Genomic DNA, 22,133 nt, shown 5'->3' with positions numbered 1-22,133 from the left:
AGCCACCGGAATGAACAGGGTCGATTGAGTGGGAAAGGCTCTAGGCCGCCACCCCGAACAGCGCCCCGACGCCGGCGGTGACGGCCATGGCCATCGCCCCCCAGAAGGTGACGCGCAGCACTGGCTTGAGCATCGGCGCCTGCCCTGCGCGGGCGCCGATCGCCCCCAGAACGGCGAGGTAGGCCAGCGAAGCGGCCGAGACCGCCGGCACCACGACCGGCAACGGCGCAAGCGCGGCCACCAGCAGCGGCAGCCCCGCCCCGACCGAGAAGGTCAGGGCCGAGGTGAACGCCGCCTGGATCGGCTTGGCGGCGGTGGTCTCGTTGATGCCGAGCTCATCGCGAGCATGGGCGCCGAGGGCGTCCTTGGCCATCAGCTGCTCGGCGACCTGGCGGGCGAGCTCGGGAGTGAGGCCGCGCGCGACATAGATCGCCGTCAGTTCTTCGCGCTCGAACTCCGGCTGGGTCGCCAGCTCCGCCCGCTCGCGCGACAGCTCGGCGGTCTCGGTGTCGAGTTGGGAGCTGACCGAGACGTACTCGCCCGCGGCCATGGACATCGCGCCGGCGACCAGGGCGGCGACCCCGGCGACCAGGATGTCCGAGCGCCCTTGAGCCGCGGCGGCCACGCCGACGATCAACGAAGCAGTCGAGACGATGCCGTCGTTGGCGCCCAGGACGGCGGCGCGCAGCCAGCCGATACGCTCGACGAAGTGGATTTCCTGATGCTTCGGATTCATCGACGCCCCTCGCTCGCGCCGGCGATCACGCCCGGCGCACCCAGAGCATACGCTGCAACGTGCGGTCGCGGTCGTAAACCAGATGCTTTACGGCGCCGGCGACATGCAGGCCGATGAGCGGCCAGAACAGCTTCGTGGCCGCGCCGTGCACCTCCTCGCAGGCCTCGTGCAACCAGTCCACGCGAGCGGCGAACGGGCTGGGGATCGCGAGCAGATCAAAGACCTGCAACGGTTGCCCGGTCCACCAGACGGCCAGCGGGCCGGTCACGATCAGCACCGCGATCATCAGCAGGAAAAGGCCCTGGACCGCGTGGGCGGCGATGCGCAGGACGCGGTTCTGTTCGATCGGCCGGGGCGAAGGCTGAGACGCGGACCAGAACAGCCGGGCGGCGAGGAAGGCGATCAGCAGCATCGCGACGGAGACGTGCAGATCGCGGGCGGCGATCTTCTCGGCGCGGTCGGCGGCGTCTTCCATCCGCTCGCCGAGGAAATAGAGGGCGGTGACGCCGACCGCGCTGATCCAGTGCAGGGCGATGGCGATCCAGCCATAGGCGGCGCGTGTGTTGGTGAGCGACATGGGACTCCTTGCCTCTCCGAACGCTAGAGGCGAGGCTGTCGTCCCCGCATTGATTGAACTCAAAGGGCGGCAGCGCCTGCCGCAGGATCCAACACCGCCATGCCCATCGCCGCAGTCAACGGCCTAAGCCTCTATTTCGAACGCGCGGGCGCGGGCGAACCGCTGCTGTTCATCTCTGGCACCGGCGGCGACCTACGGACCAAGCCCAACCAGTTCGACGGCCCGTTCCCCAAGGCGTTCGACATGATCAGCCATGACCAGCGGGGGCTGGGCCGGTCGGACAAGCCGGACGTGCGCTACAGCATGGCCGACTACGCCGACGACGCCGCGGCGCTGATGGCGAACCAGGGGTGGGACAGCGCCCACGTGGTCGGGGTTTCGTTCGGCGGCATGGTCGCCCAGGAGCTGGCGCTGCGCCATCCGGGCCGCGTGCGGCGGCTGGTGTTGGCCTGCACCTCGCCGGGCGGAGCGGGCGGGGCCTCGTTCCCGTTCCACGAGATCGAGCACCTGAAGGGCGAGGAGCGGGCGAAATACCTGACGCCGATCTCCGACACCCGCCGGGACGACGCCTGGGCCGCGGCCAATCCGGACCTCTACGCCCCGATCATCGCCATGACCGCCGCCGAACCCTATGCCGACGAACCGGGCCGCGCCCAGGGCGCGCACCGGCAGCTGGAAGCGCGAGCCGACCACGACGCCTGGGACCGACTAGGAGAGATCGCCATCCCGACGCTGGTGGCAGGGGGCCGCTATGACGGGATCGCCCTGCCCGAGACGCTGGAGCGGATGGCCGGCAGGATCCCCGGCGCCGAGCTGCGCTTCTATGAGGGCGGGCACATGTTCATGATCCAGGATCGCGCCGCGGTGCGCGACATGATCGCCTTTCTGAACGCGCCCCGCTAGCCGTGCTTGCGAGGGACGGGCACGGAGATTATGGCACTGCGCGTGCCAGAGATTCCCCGTAACGAGCCCCGCCCCGACTTCCTGTTCCTGGTCAGCGCGCCGACCGGCGGCGACATCCAGATGATGGCGGCCAGCGGCTTCGGGCGGCCGCGGTTCGTGGTCTACGGCACGGCGAGCTATCTCTCCTACATGCCTGAACTGCGCGTCCGCGGGCGCGACCTCTGGCTGGAGAACCGGGCCTCGGCGTTCCAGCTGAAGCTGCCCCGGGTTCCGCTGGTCAACTACATGGCCGATCCCGACCTCTACGAGCACGCGCTGCTCAAGGCCGCGCAGATCGCCGCGCAGACCGGCCTGCCGGTGCTGAACCACCCGAGCGCGGTGCTGAGAACGCGGCGCGACCGCAGCGCCGCGCTCCTGGCCGCGATCCCCGGCGTGCGGGTCCCGCGGACGGTGCGGCTGAGCGCGCCGACCCGAAGCGAACTGATCGCCGCAATCCTCGAGGCCGGGCTCGGATTTCCGCTGCTGCTGCGGCCGGCCGGCCGACATGGCGGCAAGGGACTGATACGGCTGGACAGCCGCGAACAGCTGGAGGCCGCACACATTTCGCTGGGGGTCGACGAGGCGATCTACGCCAGCGAATTCGTCGACTTCGCCGATCCCGACGGCCTCTATCGCAAACTGCGGCTGATCACCGTCGGCCAGCGGGTGTTCTGGCGCCACCTGATCATCGGCGAGCGCTGGCTGTTGCATTCGGACGGGCGCGTCGCCGGCGCCCAGGCCGAGGAAGCCGCAGCGCTGGCCAGGTTCGAAGCCGACACCCTGCCGCGCCTGGCGCCGATGCTGAACGCCATCCGTGCGGCGGTGGGGCTCGACCACTTCGGGCTGGACCTCTCCCTGCGGCCGGACGGCGAGCTGCTGGTGTTCGAAGCCAACGCCTGCATGAACGTCCTGGACAACACCACCATCCCGCCGCCGAACATGTGGGAGACGCCGATCGCAGCGGTGCGGCAGGCGCTGGCCGAGTTGCACGAGCGTCCCCAACGCTGGCTGCATCCTGCGCCCCTGCCGGCGCTCGCCGAGGCGGTCTAGCTCGCCTGCCCGGGCGGCCGGAGCGGTGGCCGGCATACAATCAGCGATATGATTGCGAGAGAGCAGGTTGTTGAATTTGAAATCGGTTTCGTAGCGCCGTCGCAAAATTGCAGGACCTGGCGCCGCTGGGGGCGCCCTAGCCGGGCGCCAGCAGCGCGCCGACCGCGGCGGCCACCTGGGTGACGTCGTAGGGCTTGCGGATGATCGGCGCGTCGAAGCCCATGGGCGCGCCGCTGTCGCCGTAGCCGGTGGCGAACACGAACGGCACGCCGCGGGCGGCCAGCGCCTCGGCCACCGGGGTCACGGCAAGGCCATTGAGGTTGGCGTCGAGCACGGCGGCGTCGATGTGCCCGGCCAGCAGGCTCATCGCCTCGGCCAGTTCATAGGCCGGACCGACCACCTGGGCGCCGGCGTCGGCCAGGCCGGTCTCGAGCTCCAGGGCCAGCAGCACCGCGTCCTCGACGATCAGCACCCGCTTGCCGCGCAGGTCGACGGGGCCCTGGGCGGCGGGCGTGGCCTCGATCTTCCGCGGGGCCGGGGCCTCGGGCACGGTCTCGGGCCGCGAGACCACGGCCGCGGGGCCGGCGCGCAGGCGCACGCTGACGCCGCCGCGGCGATATTCGAGCTCGACCTCGCCGTTGAGCTCGCGGCCGGTGACCTGGCCCAGCAGGGTCGTGCCGAAGCCCTTGTGGGTCGGGACCACCACCGGCGGGCCGCCGGTCTCGGTCCAGAACAGCTCGAAGCCGCCGTCGGCGATCTGGGTCCAGCGCACGTCGACACGGCCGCTCTCGACCGACAGCGCCCCGTACTTCACCGCATTGGTGGCCAGTTCGTGCAGGGCGAGCGACAGGGCGTTGGCCGCGCGCGGGGTCAGGAACAGCTCGGGCCCTTCCCAGCGGGTCTGGCCCGGCGCAATGCCGCCGAGCTCGGCGGCGGCCAGATGGGCGATGGCCGCGCCGCGCCAGCGGGCGGCGGTCAGCAGCTCGTTGGCCGACGCCATCGACTTCAGCCGGCCCGAGAAGGTCGACAGGAAGCTGTCGAGCGAGGTGGTGCGCTTGGCGGTCTGCACGGCCAGGGCCTGGACTGCGGCCAGCACGTTCTTCACCCGGTGGTCGAGTTCGGCCATCAGCGCGCGGCGACGGTCCTCCTCGGCCCGGCGGTCGCCGACGTCCTGGGCCACCCCGACCGCGCGGACCGGCCGCCCGGCCTCGTCGCAGACCAGCAGCCCCGAGGTGCGCATCCAGACAGTGCGGCCGTCGTCCTGGCGGATGCGGCGGTATTCAGCCTCAAAGCGGCCCTCGGCGCGCATCGAGTCCTGCATGAACTGGCGGGTGCGGTCGCGGTCTTCGGGATGCACGCCGCGATAGAGGAACTCGCCCTTTTCCGCGGGCCATTCGCCAGCCGGCAGGCCGCTGACCTCGGACATGCGCGTGCTGATGCGCACGACGTCCTCGACCATGTCCCATTCGTAGTCGCCCAGGCGTGCGGATTCGAGCGCCAGTTCGAGGCGTTCATGATCCAGATTGCGTCCAGCGGCGGGCTTCACCATGGCGCGACCATTAAGCGGGGTTCGGGTCCGAGCGACAGGAACCAAAGGTTGTATGCCCTGAATTGCGCGCGGAGTCTTTCAGTCAATTTTCGGAACCTGCTATTGCCTTTGACGTTGTGGCAAGGCTTCCATGCCATCCCTGCGTTACCTGCTGAATACTTGGAGAATCCGACATGGCCACCAACGCCGTCGACCACGCGAAAGATGAAGCCAAGGCCGCCGCCCAATCGATGGCCGACTCCGCTTCCAAGCTGTCGGCCGAGGCGCAGCGCAGCTTCAGCGAGGCGGCCAAGAAGTTCGAGAAGGTCGTGGCCGAAGGGCTGGAGCAGATCCGCGCGCAGAGCCGCACCTATGCCGACAACGCCGGCGAGCACATCGACGACGCCCAGCGCTATGTCGTCGAACGCGTCAAGGAACGCCCGCTGGTGGCCACCGGCGCGGCGCTCGGCGTCGGCCTGCTGATCGGCCTGCTGCTGGCCAGCGGCCGCAAAAATTGATCCTCAAGCGAGCGCTTTATTACGTCGTCGCCGCCGTCGCGCTCGCCGCGACGGCGGTCGTCTGCGTGGTGTTCCTGGCGATGGCCCTGCATGCGGGCCTGACCCCCGTGGTCGGCGAGGCCTGGGCCGGGGTGCTGGTGGCGGCCGCGGCCGCGCTGCTGGCCGGGGTCATCGGGATGGTGCTGCTGATGATGGCCAGCCCGCCCCGCCGCCACAACCGGCGGGACCAGGACAAGGACCTCACCTCGCGGATGTTCGAGCTGGCCCAGGCCAAGCCGTGGGTCGCGCTGGGCGTGGTCGGGGCCGTCGCCGCGGTGGCGCTGAAGAACCCGCGGACCACCGCCACCATCGTTTCGGCGATGCTCGCGGGCCGCGCCTCTAAATCCTAGAGAACCAATCACCACAGTTCGGGTTAGTGTGGGACCGCGGGCGCACGCCTGCATTCCCTCCCCCGTAGGAAATTGACATGTTTGAATTGCCGAACCTTCCGTACGCCCACGACGCGCTGGAGCCTGTCATTTCGCAGGCCACGATGCACCTGCACCACGGCAAGCATCACAAGCGCTACTTCGACGTCATGAACCAGATGCTGCAGGAGTCGGGCGCCAAGCCGGCTTCGCTGGAAGACGTCATCCGCGGCGCGGTCGGCCAGGCCAAGCTGTTCAACAATTCGGCCCAAGCCTGGAACCACACCTTCTTCTGGGAATGCATGAGCGCCCCCGGCCAGAAGGCGTCCGGCGACCTGGCCGCCGCCATCGAGCGCGACTTCGGCGGGCTGGAGCAACTGAAGGCGCAGTTCGTCGCCAAGGGCGTCGGCCACTTCGGCTCGGGCTGGGTGTGGCTGGCCGCCAAGGGCGAGACGCTGTCGATCGTCGACACGCACGACGGCGTGAACCTGCTGACCGAGGCCGGCGTGGTTCCGCTGCTGGTCTGCGACCTGTGGGAGCATGCCTACTATCTGGACCACAAGAACGACCGCGAAGGTTTCCTGAAGGCCTGGTTCGACGCGCTGCCGAACTGGACGTTCGCCCAGGCCCAGTACGACGCCGCCCGAAAGGGCGCGGCCGGCTGGACTCACCCCGGCCCGGTCTAGGTCTCGGAACGTCACGCACGGCCAAGCGTTTATATCTTCGGACGCAATAACCGGAGAAACGACATGCTTGGATGGGCTCTGACCTTCCTGGTAGTCGCCCTGATCGCTGGCGTACTCGGATTTACTTCCATTGCCGGCGCCGCGATGGGCGTCGCCAAGATTCTGTTCTTCGTGTTCCTGGTGCTGTTCGTGGTTTCCCTCGTCATGCACCTGGTTCGAGGGCGCGGCGCGCTCTAGACTCGAAGTACTGAAAACGCGGAACGCCCGCCCCTAGCCGGGGCGGGCGTTTTGCCGTCTGCGGTCGACCGCCCAGCTGCGCAGCGGCTCGAACCGCGAACCGGTCCAGCCCTGGGCGACGACGCGGATCTCCCCGGCGTCGGCCTCGATGAGGTTGAAACTGGGCGCCACGCCGCGCTCGCGCACCGACAGGGTGCCGGCCCCGACCGCATGGGCGGCGCCGCCGGCGAACGGATAGGGCCAGACGAACGGGGCGTGGACATGCCCCGACAACACCAGGTCGACGCCGCCCTCGGCCAGGGCGCGGGCCGCCGCCTGCCCGCCCCAGACCCTGCCCGTCATCGGCCCGCCGATCATCTCGACCAACGGATGATGCACGACCGCCACCTTGAGCGCCTCCGGCGGGGCCGCGGCGAGCCAGGCCAGCGCCGCACGGCTCTGAGCGCGGGAGATCTGGCCCTTGGACCAGTTGGCGCGGGGCTGCACGCCGCGGGCGGTGTTGAGCCCGTAGACCGCCAGACCGGCGCCGGCGAAGGTCTGGGCCTCGGCCGCCCCGATGATCCGCGAGAACCGGCCGAACGGGTCGAAGAACCGCTCCCACCAGGCGAGGTAGGGCGCGTCGTGATTGCCCGGACAGACCAGCTGCGGCCCGGGCAGCGAGGCCAGCCACCCGGCCGCGGCCTCGAACTCGCTCACGGCGCCGAACTGGGTGAGGTCGCCCGAGACGATGGTCAGGTCGAACTCGCCCCCACGCAGCACCTGCGCCGCCCCCGCCACCGCCGCGACGTTTTCGCCGCCGAAGTGGATGTCGGAGAGGTGGGCGATGCGGATCATCCGGCCTCCCGCCGCGGGGCCAGCAGCCGGGCGACCTGGGGCCGCCAGTCAACCGCGGCGTTGGTCGCCAGCCAGACCGGCTCGCCGTCGAGCACGGCCGGCACCCGGCTGGCCGCCCAGACCCGCGCCCGACGACAGGGGCCGGCCCGGACCGCCGGGTCGTTGCGCCAGTCGTCGACCAGCGCCTTGAAGCCGATGCGCGCAGCCTCGCCGACGGTCTGGGGATCGATGATCGCGGCCTCCAGGCTCTGGGCCTCGTCGGAGAGAGCGGTAGAGGCCAGCGGGCAGAGGAAGGCCAGGGCCTCGGCCTTGCCGCGCGGGCCGTCGTCGAGGGCGTAGCGCAGGCGTCCGGAGAACGCCCGCCGCCAGGCCCGCCGCATGCGGGCGAAGGCCAGGCGCAGCTGGCCCTCGCGCACCGCCTCGCGCGCGGGCGCCCAAAGCGCCGGTGCCCCGAGGATCGCCGCGACCAGGAAGCTGCGCCCCTCGATCAGGCCGCCGCCGATGTCGCGCTCGACGCCGCTCTCCAGGGCGTCGGTCAGGGCCTCGCGCCAGGGGACCGCGCCGTAGACCGCATGCGGCAGCATGTTCATCGTGCCCCCCGGCAGCGGGGCGATCATCGGCCCTTGCGGCCCGGCCATGTCGGCGGCCGCCCGGGCCGTGCCGTCGCCGGCCAGGATCACCAGCAGGTCGGGCGCGGCGTCGACCGCCGAGCGCAGCCGCCGCTCGATCTCGCCGCTGTCGGCCACCTGGACGTTGGCGTGGGCGCCGTACCCGGCCAGCAGGGCGCGCATCTGCTCGGCGTCCTGCGCGTTCGCGCCGCCGGATGCGACATTCACCACCGCCTCGATGCGGGATATCTTCGGTGCCTGAGCCATAGGTCCTCTGTCAGCGCCCCATAGGAGCAGCCCCCTAACGGCGGCGGTTGGACGCGGTTCCGTCCGGAACTCTGCCGTAACGCGCGCGTTGGGGTCGGCGGGATAAGTAAGGAGAGCCCTATGCTCAAGGCCAAATCTCTCATGCCGCTCGCGGCCCTGGCCGGCGCCGGCCTGTTGGCGAGCGCCTGCACCACCTCCGGCAACGTCGAGCGGAACGCCGCCGGCGGCGCCGCCCTCGGCGCCCTGGCCGGCGCGGTGATCGGCAACAATGTCGGCAGCGGCGACGCCGGGACCGGCGCGGCCATCGGCGCGGCCCTGGGCGGCGGCGCGGGCGCGGTGCGCGGTTGCCGCCAGGACGGCGGCTGCGGCGCGCAGAACCAGAACCGCCGCCAATATTACGACGAGCGCGTGGGCCGATATTACTACTACGACAACGGTTCGGGCCGTTACTACTGGGAAGACGGCAGCCCGCGTTAATCGCGACCACGCAACCTAGACTAGCCTGCGATGGACGGTCAGCTATGCTGTCCGTCCATCGTCATTTTGAGGGCTGCGGGATCATGGGTCTGGGAACGAAGACGTGGACGATCGCGGCGCTGGGCGCCGGACTGGCCTTGGCCGGATGCGCCACCACACCGGCCGGCGGGCCGCGGGCCAAGATCGAGACCCCCGTCGCCTGCGAGGACCTGACCGTCCACATCTATTTCGAGCCGGAGAGCGCCGAGGTCACCGACGAGGGCCGCGCGGTGCTGTCGCAGGCTGCCACGTCGGCCAAGGCCTGCAAGGTCGAGCGGGTGAAGGTGCTGGGCCTGGCCGACGCGGTCGGCGCGCCGGCCGCCAATCTGGAGCTGTCCAAGCAGCGCGTGGCCTCGGTGACCCGGACGCTGATCGCCACCGGCCTGCCGGCCGGGGAATTCGACCTGGCCGCCGCCGGCCAGCAAGGCGCAGTGAACCAGGACGGCGAGGCCCGTCCGCTGCGCCGCCGCGCCGACGTCACCCTGGTGATGACCGCGCCCTAGCGGGCAGGAGCGCCCACAAGAAAAGGCGGGCCCAGGGCCCGCCTCTTGAGTGCGCATCATCGAGAAAAGGGGTGCGGAGGCGGCAGACCGGCATGTTCGCCGGTCTCAAGTCGGGGGGGGCGTCGCCGCCTCCGCAATCCATAAACCCACGTGAAATCGGTTCGTTCCCGCACCGCGCGATTTTTTTCGCGGCGGTTAGCCTGGCCTATTTCGGCGCGACGTTGACCGCCGGCATGGCGTTGAACTCCGCCTGGGTCAGCGGTGCGGTGAGCTCGCCGCCCTCCTGGCGCAGCGCGCTGTAGGAGAGGCTGCGCGGGCCGGCGGTCGGCGGTCCCTTGGGCCGCACCAGCACCTGGGCGGGCGCGCCGTTGTCGCGATAGGTCACGCGCTCGACGACGCCGAGCACGACGCCGTCCTGGCCGCGCACGATCTTGCCCTCCAGCGCGGCGGGGGCCTGGGCCTGGGCGGTCCCGGCCAGGGTGAGCGCCGCGAAGGCGCCGGCGAAAAGCTTGGTCCTCTTCATGGCCTATAGATAAGGCCCGGCGCGCGCTTGTCGAACCCCGCCGGCGCGCAAAATCGCGTGCGGAACGCCCGCCCCCTGCGGAACGTTAGCCAGACGCGGGCAAGTTCGTCCGCCTGGTCAGGGGAGAGGCCATGATCCATGAGCGGAACGAGCGCTTCGGCGCAATTGGCGCGCAGGAGGATCACGGTCATTCGCTGCGCCGCCGCTGGTGGGCGCTGGCGGTGATCCTGTCGGTGGCGCTGGCCGGCGCCTTGCTCGGCCAGATGTCGGTGGTCCGCGGCGACGCCGCCCGTCCGACGCCCCCTGGCCCGCTCGACCGATTGCCGTTCTAGACCTCAGGAGGCGACGCCATATGGCCACGACCCGCTCCACCACCCGAGCCGCGCTGAACGCGACGCGTGCGCGGCAAGGACGCATCGGCGTGCACATGTTCTGGGTGCTGGCGGTGTCCACCGCCCTGGCCGCCCTGGCGCTGTTCGGCGCATGGTCGTGGCGAGCGGGCGAGCAGGCGGCGACGCCAGCCAGCAAGGCCGGCGCGGTGCGCACGGCCCAGTCGTTCGACCTCGGCGAACCGGCCCACGGCACCCTGCAGAGCACGCCGACGCCGGACGGGGCCGCGAGCGTCCGCTAGGGCGGCCGCCCGCGGCGCGCCTAGGCCGCCTTGCGGGTGTTGCGCGGATGGAAGAACAGCGCCTGACCGATGGCCGCCTTCACGGTCTCCGGCTGGAACGGCTTGGTGATCAGGAAGGTCGGCTCCGGACGCTCGCCAGTCAGCAGGCGCTCGGGGAAGGCGGTGATGAAGATCACCGGCACGTCATGACGGGCGAGGATGTCCTTGACCGCGTCAATGCCCGACGAGCCGTCAGCCAGCTGGATGTCGGCCAGCACCAGGCCCGGGGTCTTGCGGGCGACGGCGTCGACCGCCTCGGTGCGGGTCGCAGCGATGTCGACCACGGTATGGCCGATCTCGGTGACGAGGGCCTCGATGTCGGCGGCGATGACCGGCTCGTCCTCGATGATCAGCACGTCGGTGGCCAGCTCGGCGTCGATCTCGGCCTGGGCCTCGGCGATCAGCCGCTCGACCTCGCCGAACTCCACGCCCAGGATCTGGGCGGCCTCGGACGGGGTGAAGCCTTCGAGCGCAGTGAGCAGGAACGCCTGGCGCGAGCGCGGGGCGATGCGCATCAGCCGCTGGCTGGCGTCGTCGCCGCCCTCCTCGCCCGGCGCCTCGAGCTGCGCGCCGCTGGTCAGCCAGATCGCGTGGAACACGTGATACAGCGCCACCCGAGGCGTCAGATTGGCCTCCAGCACCCGATCGCCGGCCGCAAGCGCTTCCAGCGCGACGCGAACATAGTGGTCGCCAGTCGTCTGGTCGCCAGTCAAAGCGCGGGCATAGCGCCGTACATACGGCAGGTGCGGCGCCAGTCGGGCAAGAAGACTCAAATCAAACTCCTCCCTCTCGAGTTCGATGCAGCCGACCAGGATTGGCTCCCTGGGCAGGTCCATCATGTGCCCGAACGTAGGCCTTGGGAACCGGTTCCGTCAGAACGAGGTTTTCCTCAGCGCTATTATGTCTACAGTTTGGAACCCTGGGTGGGGTGAGGCGTTGACGGGCGACCAGGACGAACCGAGGGGGCGGGCTCAGCGAAAGCCGGGCGCCGAGGCCATGATAGAACAGCGTGCCACAGAGGACCGTCGCCGAGCGCCTGCTGCGCTGGACGAAGCCCGCCTGCGCCAACAGGCCATTGGGGTGCGCCTGCGCCAGATGTTCGACGAGGTCGTCAGCGAACCTGTGCCCGAGGAATTCCTCGCCATTCTTCGACAAGCGGACAAGAAGTCAGCGGAGAACGGCTGATGGCCGAGCACAGCAAGGCCCGGCCGACGAACACCCAGGCGGACGACGACGCGTTCAAGCGCGAGCTGGTCAAACTGATCCCCCACCTGCGCGCCTTCGCCCGGACCCTGGCCGGGGATCCGGCCAGCGCAGACGACCTGGCGCAGGACGCCATGATGAAGGCCTGGGACGCGCGCAGCAGTTTCCAGATGGGCACCAACATGAAGGCCTGGACCTTCATGATCCTGCGCAACCAGTTCTATTCCGAGAAGCGGCGCTCGTGGCGCCAGAGCCAGCTGGACCAGGAAGCCGCCGAGCGGACCCTGGTGGCGGTGGACGATCCCGAAGCGCCGGTGGCGCTGGACGAACTGCGGCTGTCCCTCGCCCAATTGCCGGCCGAGCAGCGCGAGGCGCTGATCCTGGTCGGGGCCGGCGGCTTCGCCTACGAGGAGGCCGCCGAGATCTGCGGCTGCGCCGTCGGCACGGTGAAGAGCCGGGTCAGCCGCGCGCGCAAGGCGCTGCACAGCATTCTCGAGGACGGGAGCTATGAGCGGGATGGAAGCGCAGCCGGCGACGCCATGAGCGCCATCCTGGCGGACGCGGAGCGGTTGAGCACCGCTCGCTGATAGGGCGGAAGCATGGACGGCACGCCCTGGGGATCGCTTTCCACCATCCGGGTCCGCCTGACGGCGGCGCTGGCGGCCGCGCTCCTGCCCGTACTGATCCTCGGCATCCTGCAATCGGCGATCTCGTTCCGGCGTGAGGGCGTCCAGCTGCGCGAGGACCTGGCCGCGGCCTCGGAGCGCAGCGCCGCCACCGCCCGCGCGCGCATGGAGGCCGCCGACATCCTGCTGGAGACGCTGGCCCCCGGCTCGGTCGGCTTCAACTGCGCCCAGCGGCTGGCCGAGGTGACCCACCGCATTCCCGGCTACCACAACCTGATCCGCTTCGACCGGCGCGGCCGGGTGGCCTGCGCGGCCGGCGACGTGCCGGCCGACATGGCCCGGGCCAGCCGCCCCTGGTTCCAGAGCCTGTCCAAGGGCGACAGCCTGGTGATCACCCGCGACCCGGGCGCCAACTACGCCACCGTGCCGGCGCTGCTGGCGGCGGTGCCCGCGCACGATCCGCGGGTCGGCTTCGACGGCGCGCTGGTGGCGGTGATCTCGCTGGAGAGCCTGGCCCCGCGCACAGCCGACCGCTCGCTGCCGCAGCACTCCGAGGTCGCCCTGACCGACGGCCAGGGCACCTATATCAACGCCACCGACAAGGAGGCCTTCCCGGTCCTGCCCAGCGACTGGCGGGCCCAGGCCCTGAAACAGGGCTCGATGGTCTGGTACGCGCGCGACGCACGCGGCCAGCGACGGGTCTATTCGGCCGCGCCGCTGGTCGGCGACGAACTGTTCGTGATCCTGTCAGCGCGCTCGGGCGGGCTGTTCTCGTGGGCGACGCTGAACCCGCTGACCAGCATCGTCTTCCCGATCCTGACCTTCATCCTGGCGCTGGTGGCGGTGTCGGTGGTGACCGAGCGGGTGGTGATCCGCTGGATCGCCTATCTGCAGCGCATCGCCGCGCTCTACGCCCGCGGCCGGTTCAGCGTGCGGCCGGTGCAGGCCGACCAGGCCCCGCCGGAGATCCGCGACCTGGCCGAGACGCTGGAGGACATGGCCGACGCCATCGTCGGACGCGACGCGTCCTTGCGCGAATCCCTGGCGCAGAAGGACGACCTGATGCGCGAAATCCACCACCGGGTGAAGAACAACCTGCAGGTCATCTCCTCGCTGCTGAACATGCAGCAGCGGGCCCTGACCGACCCGGCGGCGCGGGCGGCGATGTCCGACACCCGCCAGCGGATCACCGCGCTGGCCCTGATCTACCGGGCGCTCTACCAGGGCCCCGATCTGAAGCGGGTCGACCTGCGGACCTTCCTTGAGGAGCTGACCGCCCAGCTGATCGCCGCCGACATCAGCCACGGCGCCAATGTGCGGACCGAGATCCACGTCGACGACCTGGTCATCGACCCCGACCGGCTGGCGCCGCTGGCGCTGTTCGCGGTCGAGGCGGTGACCAACGCCCAGAAGCACGCCTTCGCCGGGCGCGGCGGCACCCTGCGGGTCAACTTCATCGTCCGCGGCGACGAGGCCGAGCTGGAGATCAGCGACGACGGCGATGCGCCGCCCGACGCCCTGACCACTTCCGGCGTCGGCCGCACCCTGATGACCGCCTTCGGCCGTCAGCTGCGCGGCCGGTCCGAGGTCGTACGCAACGACCAGGGCGGCATCACCGCCCGCCTGATCTTCCCCACCCCGATGGACGAGCAGGCCGGTCGGCGCCCCGCCGCGCGAGGGAACCAGGCCGCGGCTTGACCGTTAGCCTCGGTGCGCAATCAAGGGGAGATCTCTCATGCGTAAGTTCGTGATCCTCGCGGTTCTCGCCGCCAGTCTTTCCGTCACCGCCTGCAATACCGTGTCCGGGGCCGGCAAGGACGTGAAGGCCGCCGGACAGGCTGTGACCAATACCGCCGAAGACGCCAAGAAGTAGGGCTGCTTCCATTCGGCGGCCCGCCGCCGTGACGAAGCGTTGAGACCGTCACCCCGCCACAAGCGCCGGGTGGCGGCTTTCGCGCGTTCGGAGTCCGCCATCGCCCCTGGGGCCTAGGCGGCGACGCGGTAGGCTGGATTGCGGGCGTACAGGCCGGGTCGACCGGCGACCGGCTCGAAAGCGTCCGACAGCCCCGCCGCCGATTCCTGCTCGCCCAGGAACAGGAAGCCGTCCGGGCTCAGGGCCCGCGCCAGGTTGATGAGCAGCCGCCCCTTCATCGGCTCGACCAGGGTCGAGAGCACATAGCGGCAGAAGATCACGTCGAAGCGGCCGGCCGTGCTGAGGTCGGCGACCAGGTTGACCCGCCGCCAGCGGATCATCTGGCGCAGGCGCGGCGACACCCGCCACATGTCGTCCGACGGTTCGAAATGGCGGATCAGCTGGCGGATCGGCAGACCGCGCTGAATCTCGAACTGGGTGTAGAGCCCGCTCTGAGCCTTTTCGAGCTGGCGCTCGCCGATGTCGGTGCCGAACAGCTCGACCTTAAGGCCCGGCAGGCGGCCGCGCTCGTCCTCGACGATCATCGCCAGCGAATAGACCTCCTGGCCGGAGGCGCAGGCCGCCGACCAGATGCGCACCGGCTCGGCGCCGCGCAGCCGCGCCAGGGACGGCAGCACCTCGTCGCGGAACAAGGTGAACGGCTCGCGGTCGCGGAAGAAGGCGCTTTCCGACTGGGCCATGGCCTCGACGATCGACCAGGCCAGCCTTTCCTCGCGCCGCTCGCGCAGCAGGGCCAGCATGTCGCCGATGCTGCCGAAGCCCTCGCGACGGGCCAGCGGCGCCAGCCGGCTCTCGATCAGATAGGTCTTTTGAGGATCGACCCGCACGCCCGCGCGCGCCGCGCAGAGCTGAGCCACCAGTTCGCGGTCACCCAGCGTCATGCCAGCCCGACCTGCGCGAACTTCGCAGCGATGATGTCGCCGTCGAACGGCTTCATGATGTACTCGTCGGCCCCGCAGTCGAGCGCCTCGCGGATCCGCTCGACGCTGTTTTCGACGGTGCAGAAGACCACGGTCGGCTGCTCGCCGCCCGGCTCCTGGCGCAGGATGCGCAGGAACTCGATGCCCGACATGGCCGGCATGTTCCAATCCAGCAGCACTGCGTCGGGCATGGCCGCGCGACACCAGGCGAGCGCCTCCAACCCGTCGGCGGCCTCGGCGATCTCGAAGCCGATGTCCTCCAGGATGCGGCGCGCGACCTTGCGGATCACGCGGCTGTCGTCGACGACGAGACAGGTCTTCAACCTGGGCGCTCCTCTCTCGTGGCGTTTCTCGCGCCTGGTTGGTTAAGGAGCCGTATGGCGCCAGGCGGAAATCGGCCGCGCCGGCCGGGGAAGCTGAGGGTCGGATCAGAAATTGTCGATTGAGGGGCCGCCCGCGCGGCCTAGGCTGATCTTCCCATACCCGTTGCAAGAGGCCTGCGATGATCGACGTCCACTATTGGCCGACGCCGAACGGCAAGAAGGTGACGATCCTGCTGGAGGAGCTGGAGCTGCCGTACAAGGTCGCGCCGGTGCACATCGGTCGCGGCGACCAGTTCACCGACGACTTCCTGAAGATCTCGCCGAACAACCGCATGCCGGCGATCGTCGACCACGCGCCGGCCGACGGCGGCCCGCCGCTGAGCGTCTTCGAGTCCGGCGCGATCATGATCTACCTGGCCGAGAAGGCCGGCCGCTTCCTGCCCGCCGACGTGCGCGGCAAGTACGAGGTCATCCAGTGGGTGATCTGGCAGATGGCCAATCAGGGTCCGAAGTTCGGCGAGCGCGGCCACTTCAGCCGCGTGGCCCCCGAGCACGGCGACCAGTCCTACGCCCAGCGGCGTTTCAACGACGAGGTCCACCGGCTGTACGGCGTACTGAACAACCGGCTCTACGACCGGCGCTACATCGCCGGCGACGACTATTCCATCGCCGACATGATCTCGTTCCCCTGGACCGCCAGCTGGGAGCTGCAGGGCATCGACATGGGTGAGTTCAAGTACTTCAAGCGCTGGTTCGACGAGATGAGCGCGCGCCCGGCCGTGCAGCGGGGCATGGCGGTGGTCGTCGACCCCGGCGAAGACCCGGCGTCGATCACCCCCCAGGAGCAGGAGCGGCGGCGCGGACTGCTCTACAACCAGCGCGCCCGGCCCGCGCCCGCCGCCTAGCCGCCCAGACGGGCGGACCAGTCCTCGACCCGGCGCGTCTCTAGCCGCCGCCGCGCGTACTTGCGCCAGCTCTCGGGCAAGTGCTCGAGGGCGGCCATGGCGGCCAGTTCCTCACGGTTCAGGGTGTCGACATAGAGCGTCCGCCACAGCCGGTGGATCGTCCAGTCGGGCGAGCGCCGGTCCTGAAGCTCGAACCGGTCGCCGGGCGCGACCAGGCCAGGCTCGAGCACGCGATAGTACCAGCCGGTGCGGCCGGTGGACTGAACCTTCTGAGCCATGTCCGGGACGTCGAGGCGCAGGTTGAGCTTCCAGCAGGGCTGGCGGCCCTGGGACACCTCGATCACCGCCGAGCCCAGGCGGAAGACGTCGCCGATCGCGACCTGGGTCTCATCAAGGCCGCGGGTCGAGAGGTTCTCGCCGAAGCCGCCGGGCGCGGCCAGGGCCGGACGCGCGCCAAGCTCGGCGCGCCAGAGCTCGTAGTGCTCGAACGGATAGTGGTGGACCGCCTTGTCCGGGCCGCCATGGACGCGGGCGTCGGCCTGGGCGTCGCCCTCAAAGCCGGTGGGGGTCAGGCGCAGCGGGCCGGCGACCGGCGCCTTGGCGATGCCGCTGAGGGTCTGCCCAAGCGGAGCGACCTGGCCGACGAGCAGGTGATCGAGGCGAAGCATAGGGCCGCGATAGACGGCGAGAGGTCTGGCCGGAAGGTCCGCTGATGAACCTCCGGCCAGACCAGTTCGTCAGATCAGCGCGGCCGGCTGAACATCCAGCTCCTTGAGCAGCGGCTCGGCGTAGTCGACCCGGCCGGTGACCGTCTGCGGGTCGCCCGAGGCCAGGCGATAGACCGCCTCGGCGATGTACTCGATCGGCTGCACCCGGCTCTTGGTGGCCTCGTTGATCAGGCCGTGGACGGCGACGCCGGGGGTGTCGACCAGCCCCGGCGAGACCACGTTGACGGCGATGTTGTCGGCGTAGACCTCGGACGCCAGGCCGGTCGAGAACCGCTCCAGCGCCGCCTTGCACATCCCGTAGACGGTGCCGCCCCGGCCTGGACCGTAAGGCTGCTTGGGATGGATCCCGGCCGGCGAGGAGATGTTAACGATCCAGCCGGCGCCCTTGTCGCGCATGCCGGGAATGACGAGCTGCGACAGGTGGAACGGCGCGTAGACCTGCACCTCCATCATCAGCTTGAAGCGCTTTTCCGGGAACTCCTCGACCGGGATGAAATAGGTGATGGCGGCGTTGTTGATCAGGATGTCGACCGGGCCGTAGAGGGCGGTCGCTTCCTCGACCAGGCGTTCGCGTTCGGACGCCTGGGCCAGGTCGGCCTTGATGAAGGCGGCTTCGCCACCCGCCTTGCCGATGCGCTCGACGGTGTCCTGCAGGGTCCCGGGCAGGCGGCTCTCGCCGCTCTCGGCGGTGCGGGCCGAGGCCACGACCTTGGCGCCTTCCTGCGCCAGGCGGGCGCAGATCGCCTCGCCGATGCCGCGGCTGGCGCCGGTGACCAGCGCGACGCGGCCCTTCAACGTCCCGTTCGGATTGACGGTGACCATTCTCGAAATCTCCCTAATGAAATGTCTTTGTTTTTATTTGGAAACGGGGTGTTTCGGCCCCGCCTAGGATACGCCCTCCGCGTGCTGGAGAGCGGGCTTGCCCGCCGTGGCGGGCCAGGCGTCGACGGTGACGCGGCGCATATGCCGCCGCTGTCCCGGATAGTCGTTGAGCGCGAAGTGCCAGACCGAGCGGTTGTCCCAGAAGGCGACCGAGCCGGCCGCCCAGGCGAAGCGGCAGGTGAAGGCCTCGTAGCGGGAGTGCTCGAACAGGAAGTCGAGCAGCGGCTTGCTCTCGCGCTTGCTCCAGCCGTCGATGCGCATCGTGAAGGCCGGGTTCACATAGAGCGCCTTGCGCCCGGTCTCGGGGTGGACCTTGACCACCGGATGGACGAACTCGCCGACCGCGCCCTCGGCCTCGACCACCTTCATCGAGGCCCGCTTCTGGGCCGAGTGGCCCTGGGCGGAGTATTCGCGGCCCGCGGAATGGACGGCGTTGAGGCTCTCCAGCGTCGCCTTCAGGCCGGGCGACAGCGCCTCGTAGGCGGCGGCCTGGCTGGCGAACAGGGTGTCGCCGCCCCACTCCGGGATCTCGACCGCATAGAGGATCGAACCGATCGACGGGGTCTCCAGGAAGCTCATGTCCGAGTGCCAGCCGCCGCCGAAGTTCACCTTGTCGCCCGGCTCCTTGACGATCTCCATCACGTCGGGATGGCCGGGCATGCCGGCGACATAGGGATGGATGTTGAGCGGGCCGAAGCGGCGGCCGAAGGCCAGCTGGGCCTCCGGGCTCAGGGTCTGGTCGCGGAAGAACACCACCTGGTGATGGACGAAGGCGGCGCGGATCTCCTCGATCACGGCGTCCGGCAGGTCGGCGGACAGGTCGACGCCGGAAATCTCGGCGCCCAGGGCGCCGGCCACCTTGCGGATCGTGAGGCCTGACATCGGACCATCTCCCTCTTGGCTGGGAGGATCAAACAACGCCTGGGCCGCGAGCGCGAGTCAGAAGCGCTCACTTCGGCTGTAAGAGATCCCATCGGTTGCCATAGAGATCCTCGAACACCGCCACGGTCGCATAGGGTTCCTGGCGTGGCGCCTCCAAGAACCTGACGCCCGCCGCGGCCATCCGCGCGTGGTCGGCGGCGAAGTCGTCCGTATGCAGGAAGAAGCCGACCCGGCCGCCGGTCTGGTCGCCGACCCGCGCAGCCTGGACCTCGCCCGCCGCCTTGGCCAGCAGCAGCCCGCCCTGCGAGCCGCGCGGGGTGACGACCACCCAGCGTTTGCCGCCGCCCATGTCGTCGTCGTGCGTCAGGTCGAAGCCGAGCTGGTTCACATAGAAGCCGATCGCCTCGTCGTAATCGCGGACGACGAGCGCGGTGAGGGCCAGGCGTTGGGTCATTGAACCTCCAATTGGCCTCTAGACCCCGGCGCCACCGAAGCTAGAGTGCAGGCCGCTTTTAAAGGGGGGAGTATCCATGCGTAGAGTCTCGGCGCCCACCGCCGCTAAAATTCTCGGCGCCGCCATTGTCCTGAGTATGGGCGCGAGCGGCCAGGCCGCCGCCCAGGCCCAGCCGGCCACCGTCATCCATGCCGGCGCGCTGCTCGACAAGCCGGGCCAGGCGCCGCGCGGCGCCTCCACGATCATCATCCGCGGCGGCAAGATCGAAGCCGTCCGCGACGGCTTCGTCGAACCGGAGGCCGGCGCCAAGGTCGTCGACCTGCGCGACCAGTTCGTGCTGCCGGGCCTGATCGACAGCCACGTCCACATCTTCAGCGACGACGACAAGGTCAGGGCGCGGATGCAGGCGGCCAACCGCGATCTCGAGGACGAGATGGTGATCGGCGTCGACAACGCCCGCCGCACCCTGGAGGCCGGCTTCACCACCATCCGCGACGTCGGCAGCGACATCCGCAGCGTCACCGCCCTGCGCGACGGGATCAACGAGGGCCTGCTGACCGGTCCGACGATCCTGGCCGCCGGCCGCCCGATCGCCGTCACCGGCGGCCACGGCGACGGCTCCAACAACCTCAACCGCGACCTGACCGAGGCCGCCCATCGCGAGGGCGACAACGTCTGCAACGGCGTCGATGACTGCCGCCGTGCAGTGCGCGCCCAGATCAGCCAGGGCGCGGACGTGATCAAGTTCACCGCCACCGGCGGGGTGCTGTCGAACGTCGCCGGCGGCCTGGGCGCCCAGATGTTCGACGACGAGATGAAGGCGATCGTCGACACGGCCCATATGTTCGGCCGCAAGGTCGCCGCCCACGCCCACGGCACGGACGGCATGGTCGGGGCGCTCAACGCCGGGGTCGACTCGATCGAGCATGGCACCTTCGGCAACGCCCAGACCGACGCGCTGTTCAAGAAGACCGGCGCCTATTTCGTGCCGACCATGCTGGCCCCGAAGACCGCCCTCGACCAGGCCCGCGCCGGCGCCCGCTCGAAGGCCTCGCTGGAAAAGGCCGAGATCGCGGCCAAGGCGGCGATGGACAACCACAAGCGGGCCATCGCCAACGGCGTGAAGATCGCCTTCGGCACCGACACCGGCGTCTCGGCGCACGGCGACAACGGCAAGGAGTTCGCCCTGATGGTCAGCGTCGGGATGAGCCCGGCCGAGGCGATCAAGGCCGCCACCGTCAACGCCGCCGACCTGCTGGGCCGCTCGGCCAGCATCGGCACCCTGGAAGCCGGCAAGGACGCGGACATCATCGCCGTGGCCAAGAGCCCGCTGGCCGACGTCACCCAACTGGAGCGCCCGACCTTCGTCATGCATCGCGGTGCGGTGGCCTGGGCGGGCGGCCAGCGCGCGCCGTTCCCGCCGAACTAGGCGAGAGCTGCGCCCGCACGCGCGGGAGTTGTCACCTTCCGAAGTTAGGCTAGGGTCTCTCTAGCTTAGCTTCGGAGGGCACGATGGACTTGATGTTCCAACCGCTCCGCAAGTACGCGGATTTTACCGGCCGCGCGCGCCGGATGGAGTTCTGGCTTTTCTGGCTGCTGCTGATCGGGATCGAGATCGTGTTCTCGATCCTCATCGGGATGGTCGGCGGCTCGATGACGGCGCTCGTCGATCCCAGCGTCGGCATGGCGGCGATGAGCGGGCCGGCGATGGGCCTCTGGGCCGTTTACGGCCTCATCATGCTCGGGCTGCTGATCCCGAGCCTGGCGGTGTCGATCCGCCGGCTGCACGACACCAACCGCAGCGGCTGGTGGATCCTGATCGGACTGATCCCGTTCCTGGGCGCGCTGGTGCTGATCGTCTTCTATTTGCTGGACGGCACGCCGGGCCCCAACAAGTACGGCCCCGATCCGAAGGGACGGGTCTCGGCCGCCGCCTGACCAGCAGCCGGCGAGGCGCGAGCCTCGCCGGACGCCCTGCTGGCGTCAGGCCGGAACCGTCGCCGCGAAGGTGACCTTTTCCTCGGCGACGTCGGCGAACACCCGCCCGCCGGCGTCACCCATGAACAGGTGGACGTAGTAGGCCTGGACCCAATGGCCGTGGAGGCCGTCGCCCAGCCCTTCGCCGCGCAGGCCAGCCAGCACTTCGGGACGCAGACGAGCGCGGGCTCCTACCGCTTCGACGGCGATGGCGATGGTGGCGTCCTGGGCCACGGCCCGGACCTTGGCGGTCCCGCCCATCGGCAGCGCCGCGCCGGCCATCTGGGCCAGGTTCATCAGCGCGCGGGCGGCCGGCTTGTTCACGGCCGGCGCCTCGACCTGCCAGTCGAGCGTGGCGCGCATGTGGTTGAAGACGCCCTGGGCCAGCTTCTCCAGCTCGCGCGGGTCGAAGGTCTCGGCCGAGGCCGAGGCGCCGAAGGCCACGCGGGTGAAGGACAGCAGGTCGGCCAGCTTGCGCGCGGAACCCGAGATCAGGTTCATCGCGTCTTCCTTCATGTCCTGGGCGCTGGGATCGTCCAGCAGATCCAGACCCGAAACGATGGCGCTCGCCGGGCTGATGAAGTCGTGACACATCCGCGCGGCCAGGTAGGCGGCCACTTCGGCGGTGCGCGGCGGAGCCTTGGCTTCCGGCGCGGTTTCGGGGGTCGGTTGGGGGGTGTCTACGCCGTCCATCATTG

The 22,133-nt window shown here is 69.9% G+C and carries 31 protein-coding genes; 17 read left to right on the top strand and 14 right to left on the bottom strand.

All coding sequences use genetic code 11. The annotated features are described in order from the left end of the window. Positions 1 to 40 precede the first annotated feature (40 nt). A complete protein-coding gene (locus O4N75_RS02920) occupies positions 41 to 736 on the bottom strand; it encodes a VIT family protein (protein WP_269627886.1) in 696 nt (231 codons plus the stop codon). Positions 737 to 761: 25 nt separating this feature from the next. After that, positions 762 to 1,313, bottom strand: coding sequence for a cytochrome b (locus tag O4N75_RS02915; RefSeq protein WP_269627885.1), 552 nt, complete (start codon positions 1,311 to 1,313; stop codon positions 762 to 764). A 99-nt stretch (positions 1,314 to 1,412) separates the two neighbouring features. Between O4N75_RS02915 and O4N75_RS02910 the strand changes: the two genes are divergently transcribed. Next, positions 1,413 to 2,216, top strand: coding sequence for an alpha/beta fold hydrolase (locus O4N75_RS02910; RefSeq protein ID WP_269627884.1), 804 nt, complete (start codon positions 1,413 to 1,415; stop codon positions 2,214 to 2,216). A gap of 42 nt (positions 2,217 to 2,258) precedes the next feature. After that, entirely contained in the window at positions 2,259 to 3,305 is a 1,047-nt protein-coding gene (locus O4N75_RS02905; protein WP_269627883.1) for a hypothetical protein, read from the top strand. Between the two features lie 136 nt (positions 3,306 to 3,441). Here the strand turns inward: O4N75_RS02905 and O4N75_RS02900 are convergent, their stop codons facing one another. Beyond that, on the bottom strand, positions 3,442 to 4,854 hold the full coding sequence (locus tag O4N75_RS02900) for an HWE histidine kinase domain-containing protein (RefSeq protein WP_269627882.1): 1,413 nt from the start codon (positions 4,852 to 4,854) through the stop codon (positions 3,442 to 3,444). A gap of 173 nt (positions 4,855 to 5,027) precedes the next feature. Between O4N75_RS02900 and O4N75_RS02895 the strand changes: the two genes are divergently transcribed. The 4 genes from O4N75_RS02895 to O4N75_RS02880 all read left to right on the top strand — a co-directional run bounded on the left by O4N75_RS02895 (position 5,028) and on the right by O4N75_RS02880 (position 6,681). Then, the gene (locus tag O4N75_RS02895) at positions 5,028 to 5,351 is read left to right on the top strand and encodes a hypothetical protein (protein WP_267233861.1); all 324 of its coding nucleotides are present in this window, start codon (positions 5,028 to 5,030) and stop codon (positions 5,349 to 5,351) included. Continuing rightward, positions 5,348 to 5,740 carry a hypothetical protein gene (locus tag O4N75_RS02890; RefSeq protein ID WP_269627881.1) on the top strand — a complete coding sequence of 131 codons (393 nt, stop codon included), beginning with the start codon at positions 5,348 to 5,350 and terminating at the stop codon, positions 5,738 to 5,740. Before O4N75_RS02895 ends, O4N75_RS02890 begins: the two co-directional genes overlap by 4 nt. 77 nt (positions 5,741 to 5,817) lie before the next feature. Next, positions 5,818 to 6,444 (top strand): superoxide dismutase, encoded by a 627-nt coding sequence (locus tag O4N75_RS02885; RefSeq protein WP_269627880.1) that lies wholly within the window; start codon positions 5,818 to 5,820, stop codon positions 6,442 to 6,444. Between the two features lie 63 nt (positions 6,445 to 6,507). Next, positions 6,508 to 6,681: a DUF1328 domain-containing protein gene (locus tag O4N75_RS02880; protein WP_183771352.1), complete on the top strand. Its 174-nt coding sequence runs from the start codon at positions 6,508 to 6,510 to the stop codon at positions 6,679 to 6,681. 33 nt (positions 6,682 to 6,714) lie between these two features. Here the strand turns inward: O4N75_RS02880 and O4N75_RS02875 are convergent, their stop codons facing one another. Both O4N75_RS02875 and O4N75_RS02870 read right to left on the bottom strand, forming a co-directional pair. After that, positions 6,715 to 7,515, bottom strand: coding sequence for a metallophosphoesterase (locus O4N75_RS02875; RefSeq protein ID WP_348649519.1), 801 nt, complete (start codon positions 7,513 to 7,515; stop codon positions 6,715 to 6,717). Continuing rightward, positions 7,512 to 8,390 carry a diacylglycerol kinase family protein gene (locus tag O4N75_RS02870; RefSeq protein WP_269627879.1) on the bottom strand — a complete coding sequence of 293 codons (879 nt, stop codon included), beginning with the start codon at positions 8,388 to 8,390 and terminating at the stop codon, positions 7,512 to 7,514. Before O4N75_RS02870 ends, O4N75_RS02875 begins: the two co-directional genes overlap by 4 nt. Before the next feature lie 141 nt (positions 8,391 to 8,531). Between O4N75_RS02870 and O4N75_RS02865 the strand changes: the two genes are divergently transcribed. Further along, entirely contained in the window at positions 8,532 to 8,867 is a 336-nt protein-coding gene (locus tag O4N75_RS02865; protein WP_269629427.1) for a YMGG-like glycine zipper-containing protein, read from the top strand. A gap of 83 nt (positions 8,868 to 8,950) precedes the next feature. Next, positions 8,951 to 9,409: an OmpA family protein gene (locus tag O4N75_RS02860; protein ID WP_269627878.1), complete on the top strand. Its 459-nt coding sequence runs from the start codon at positions 8,951 to 8,953 to the stop codon at positions 9,407 to 9,409. 205 nt (positions 9,410 to 9,614) lie between these two features. Here O4N75_RS02860 and O4N75_RS02855 read toward each other — a convergent pair whose 3' ends face one another. Then, on the bottom strand, positions 9,615 to 9,932 hold the full coding sequence (locus O4N75_RS02855; RefSeq protein ID WP_269627877.1) for a hypothetical protein: 318 nt from the start codon (positions 9,930 to 9,932) through the stop codon (positions 9,615 to 9,617). A 131-nt stretch (positions 9,933 to 10,063) separates the two neighbouring features. Here O4N75_RS02855 and O4N75_RS02850 point away from each other — a divergent pair, with 131 nt between their 5' ends. Then, complete coding sequence (locus O4N75_RS02850) at positions 10,064 to 10,264, top strand: hypothetical protein (RefSeq protein WP_269627876.1); 201 nt, start codon at positions 10,064 to 10,066, stop codon at positions 10,262 to 10,264. A gap of 20 nt (positions 10,265 to 10,284) precedes the next feature. After that, positions 10,285 to 10,563 carry a hypothetical protein gene (locus tag O4N75_RS02845; protein WP_269627875.1) on the top strand — a complete coding sequence of 93 codons (279 nt, stop codon included), beginning with the start codon at positions 10,285 to 10,287 and terminating at the stop codon, positions 10,561 to 10,563. Between the two features lie 20 nt (positions 10,564 to 10,583). On the opposite strand, the gene O4N75_RS02840 is transcribed toward O4N75_RS02845, so the two are convergent. Beyond that, entirely contained in the window at positions 10,584 to 11,375 is a 792-nt protein-coding gene (locus O4N75_RS02840; RefSeq protein WP_269627874.1) for a response regulator, read from the bottom strand. Positions 11,376 to 11,598: 223 nt separating this feature from the next. Between O4N75_RS02840 and O4N75_RS02835 the strand changes: the two genes are divergently transcribed. Genes O4N75_RS02835 through O4N75_RS02820 form a run of 4 tightly spaced genes read left to right on the top strand, consistent with a single transcriptional unit; the run spans position 11,599 to position 14,304 of the window. Continuing rightward, positions 11,599 to 11,787: a NepR family anti-sigma factor gene (locus tag O4N75_RS02835; RefSeq protein ID WP_269629426.1), complete on the top strand. Its 189-nt coding sequence runs from the start codon at positions 11,599 to 11,601 to the stop codon at positions 11,785 to 11,787. Beyond that, positions 11,787 to 12,392 (top strand): sigma-70 family RNA polymerase sigma factor, encoded by a 606-nt coding sequence (locus tag O4N75_RS02830; RefSeq protein WP_269627872.1) that lies wholly within the window; start codon positions 11,787 to 11,789, stop codon positions 12,390 to 12,392. The genes O4N75_RS02835 and O4N75_RS02830 overlap by 1 nt, the downstream gene beginning before the upstream one ends. 12 nt (positions 12,393 to 12,404) lie before the next feature. Beyond that, positions 12,405 to 14,129 (top strand): sensor histidine kinase, encoded by a 1,725-nt coding sequence (locus O4N75_RS02825; protein WP_269627871.1) that lies wholly within the window; start codon positions 12,405 to 12,407, stop codon positions 14,127 to 14,129. A gap of 37 nt (positions 14,130 to 14,166) precedes the next feature. After that, complete coding sequence (locus O4N75_RS02820) at positions 14,167 to 14,304, top strand: entericidin A/B family lipoprotein (RefSeq protein WP_267233848.1); 138 nt, start codon at positions 14,167 to 14,169, stop codon at positions 14,302 to 14,304. Between the two features lie 113 nt (positions 14,305 to 14,417). Here the strand turns inward: O4N75_RS02820 and O4N75_RS02815 are convergent, their stop codons facing one another. Together O4N75_RS02815 and O4N75_RS02810 are read right to left on the bottom strand one after the other, a co-directional pair. Beyond that, entirely contained in the window at positions 14,418 to 15,245 is an 828-nt protein-coding gene (locus O4N75_RS02815; protein ID WP_269627870.1) for a protein-glutamate O-methyltransferase CheR, read from the bottom strand. Next, the gene (locus tag O4N75_RS02810; RefSeq protein WP_269627869.1) at positions 15,242 to 15,607 is read right to left on the bottom strand and encodes a response regulator; all 366 of its coding nucleotides are present in this window, start codon (positions 15,605 to 15,607) and stop codon (positions 15,242 to 15,244) included. Before O4N75_RS02810 ends, O4N75_RS02815 begins: the two co-directional genes overlap by 4 nt. Positions 15,608 to 15,786: 179 nt before the next feature. On the opposite strand from O4N75_RS02810, the gene O4N75_RS02805 reads away from it, so the two are divergent. Beyond that, positions 15,787 to 16,512 (top strand): glutathione S-transferase N-terminal domain-containing protein, encoded by a 726-nt coding sequence (locus O4N75_RS02805; protein ID WP_269627868.1) that lies wholly within the window; start codon positions 15,787 to 15,789, stop codon positions 16,510 to 16,512. Here O4N75_RS02805 and O4N75_RS02800 read toward each other — a convergent pair. The 4 genes from O4N75_RS02800 to O4N75_RS02785 all read right to left on the bottom strand — a co-directional run bounded on the left by O4N75_RS02800 (position 16,509) and on the right by O4N75_RS02785 (position 19,458). Beyond that, a complete protein-coding gene (locus O4N75_RS02800; protein ID WP_269627867.1) occupies positions 16,509 to 17,180 on the bottom strand; it encodes an MOSC domain-containing protein in 672 nt (223 codons plus the stop codon). The genes O4N75_RS02805 and O4N75_RS02800 overlap by 4 nt on opposite strands. A 69-nt stretch (positions 17,181 to 17,249) precedes the next feature. Next, positions 17,250 to 18,062 (bottom strand): SDR family NAD(P)-dependent oxidoreductase, encoded by an 813-nt coding sequence (locus O4N75_RS02795; protein ID WP_269627866.1) that lies wholly within the window; start codon positions 18,060 to 18,062, stop codon positions 17,250 to 17,252. A 63-nt stretch (positions 18,063 to 18,125) separates the two neighbouring features. Continuing rightward, entirely contained in the window at positions 18,126 to 19,004 is an 879-nt protein-coding gene (locus O4N75_RS02790; protein WP_269627865.1) for a TauD/TfdA family dioxygenase, read from the bottom strand. A gap of 67 nt (positions 19,005 to 19,071) precedes the next feature. After that, positions 19,072 to 19,458, bottom strand: a complete 387-nt coding sequence (locus tag O4N75_RS02785) for a VOC family protein (RefSeq protein WP_269627864.1) — start codon at positions 19,456 to 19,458, stop codon at positions 19,072 to 19,074. A 76-nt stretch (positions 19,459 to 19,534) separates the two neighbouring features. Here O4N75_RS02785 and O4N75_RS02780 point away from each other — a divergent pair, with 76 nt between their 5' ends. Together O4N75_RS02780 and O4N75_RS02775 are read left to right on the top strand one after the other, a co-directional pair. Further along, complete coding sequence (locus tag O4N75_RS02780; protein ID WP_269627863.1) at positions 19,535 to 20,887, top strand: amidohydrolase family protein; 1,353 nt, start codon at positions 19,535 to 19,537, stop codon at positions 20,885 to 20,887. Between the two features lie 92 nt (positions 20,888 to 20,979). After that, entirely contained in the window at positions 20,980 to 21,396 is a 417-nt protein-coding gene (locus O4N75_RS02775; RefSeq protein ID WP_269627862.1) for a DUF805 domain-containing protein, read from the top strand. A gap of 45 nt (positions 21,397 to 21,441) precedes the next feature. Here O4N75_RS02775 and O4N75_RS02770 read toward each other — a convergent pair whose 3' ends face one another. After that, a complete protein-coding gene (locus tag O4N75_RS02770) occupies positions 21,442 to 22,131 on the bottom strand; it encodes a histidine phosphotransferase family protein (protein WP_348649518.1) in 690 nt (229 codons plus the stop codon). Between the last annotated feature and the right edge of the window lie 2 nt (positions 22,132 to 22,133).

Origin of the sequence: Phenylobacterium sp. NIBR 498073, from assembly GCF_027286305.1 — a bacterium.
GTDB lineage: Bacteria > Pseudomonadota > Alphaproteobacteria > Caulobacterales > Caulobacteraceae > Phenylobacterium.
The sequence above is the reverse complement of the archived record's forward strand: the minus strand, read 5'-3'. Positions and strand labels throughout refer to the sequence as shown.

Bases quoted from the DNA above. Each gene is read 5' to 3' on its own strand.
- O4N75_RS02920 (WP_269627886.1), bottom strand. From the start codon at position 736: ATGAATCCGAAGCATCAGGAAATCCACTTCGTCGAGCGTATCGGCTGG.
- O4N75_RS02915 (WP_269627885.1), bottom strand. From the start codon at position 1,313: ATGTCGCTCACCAACACACGCGCCGCCTATGGCTGGATCGCCATCGCC.
- O4N75_RS02910 (WP_269627884.1), top strand. From the start codon at position 1,413: ATGCCCATCGCCGCAGTCAACGGCCTAAGCCTCTATTTCGAACGCGCG.
- O4N75_RS02900 (WP_269627882.1), bottom strand. From the start codon at position 4,854: ATGGTGAAGCCCGCCGCTGGACGCAATCTGGATCATGAACGCCTCGAA.
- O4N75_RS02895 (WP_267233861.1), top strand. From the start codon at position 5,028: ATGGCCACCAACGCCGTCGACCACGCGAAAGATGAAGCCAAGGCCGCC.
- O4N75_RS02885 (WP_269627880.1), top strand. From the start codon at position 5,818: ATGTTTGAATTGCCGAACCTTCCGTACGCCCACGACGCGCTGGAGCCT.
- O4N75_RS02880 (WP_183771352.1), top strand. From the start codon at position 6,508: ATGCTTGGATGGGCTCTGACCTTCCTGGTAGTCGCCCTGATCGCTGGC.
- O4N75_RS02875 (WP_348649519.1), bottom strand. From the start codon at position 7,515: ATGATCCGCATCGCCCACCTCTCCGACATCCACTTCGGCGGCGAAAAC.
- O4N75_RS02870 (WP_269627879.1), bottom strand. From the start codon at position 8,390: ATGGCTCAGGCACCGAAGATATCCCGCATCGAGGCGGTGGTGAATGTC.
- O4N75_RS02865 (WP_269629427.1), top strand. From the start codon at position 8,532: ATGCCGCTCGCGGCCCTGGCCGGCGCCGGCCTGTTGGCGAGCGCCTGC.
- O4N75_RS02860 (WP_269627878.1), top strand. From the start codon at position 8,951: ATGGGTCTGGGAACGAAGACGTGGACGATCGCGGCGCTGGGCGCCGGA.
- O4N75_RS02855 (WP_269627877.1), bottom strand. From the start codon at position 9,932: ATGAAGAGGACCAAGCTTTTCGCCGGCGCCTTCGCGGCGCTCACCCTG.
- O4N75_RS02850 (WP_269627876.1), top strand. From the start codon at position 10,064: ATGATCCATGAGCGGAACGAGCGCTTCGGCGCAATTGGCGCGCAGGAG.
- O4N75_RS02845 (WP_269627875.1), top strand. From the start codon at position 10,285: ATGGCCACGACCCGCTCCACCACCCGAGCCGCGCTGAACGCGACGCGT.
- O4N75_RS02835 (WP_269629426.1), top strand. From the start codon at position 11,599: ATGATAGAACAGCGTGCCACAGAGGACCGTCGCCGAGCGCCTGCTGCG.
- O4N75_RS02830 (WP_269627872.1), top strand. From the start codon at position 11,787: ATGGCCGAGCACAGCAAGGCCCGGCCGACGAACACCCAGGCGGACGAC.
- O4N75_RS02825 (WP_269627871.1), top strand. From the start codon at position 12,405: ATGGACGGCACGCCCTGGGGATCGCTTTCCACCATCCGGGTCCGCCTG.
- O4N75_RS02820 (WP_267233848.1), top strand. From the start codon at position 14,167: ATGCGTAAGTTCGTGATCCTCGCGGTTCTCGCCGCCAGTCTTTCCGTC.
- O4N75_RS02815 (WP_269627870.1), bottom strand. From the start codon at position 15,245: ATGACGCTGGGTGACCGCGAACTGGTGGCTCAGCTCTGCGCGGCGCGC.
- O4N75_RS02805 (WP_269627868.1), top strand. From the start codon at position 15,787: ATGATCGACGTCCACTATTGGCCGACGCCGAACGGCAAGAAGGTGACG.
- O4N75_RS02800 (WP_269627867.1), bottom strand. From the start codon at position 17,180: ATGCTTCGCCTCGATCACCTGCTCGTCGGCCAGGTCGCTCCGCTTGGG.
- O4N75_RS02795 (WP_269627866.1), bottom strand. From the start codon at position 18,062: ATGGTCACCGTCAATCCGAACGGGACGTTGAAGGGCCGCGTCGCGCTG.
- O4N75_RS02790 (WP_269627865.1), bottom strand. From the start codon at position 19,004: ATGTCAGGCCTCACGATCCGCAAGGTGGCCGGCGCCCTGGGCGCCGAG.
- O4N75_RS02785 (WP_269627864.1), bottom strand. From the start codon at position 19,458: ATGACCCAACGCCTGGCCCTCACCGCGCTCGTCGTCCGCGATTACGAC.
- O4N75_RS02780 (WP_269627863.1), top strand. From the start codon at position 19,535: ATGCGTAGAGTCTCGGCGCCCACCGCCGCTAAAATTCTCGGCGCCGCC.
- O4N75_RS02775 (WP_269627862.1), top strand. From the start codon at position 20,980: ATGTTCCAACCGCTCCGCAAGTACGCGGATTTTACCGGCCGCGCGCGC.
- O4N75_RS02770 (WP_348649518.1), bottom strand. From the start codon at position 22,131: ATGATGGACGGCGTAGACACCCCCCAACCGACCCCCGAAACCGCGCCG.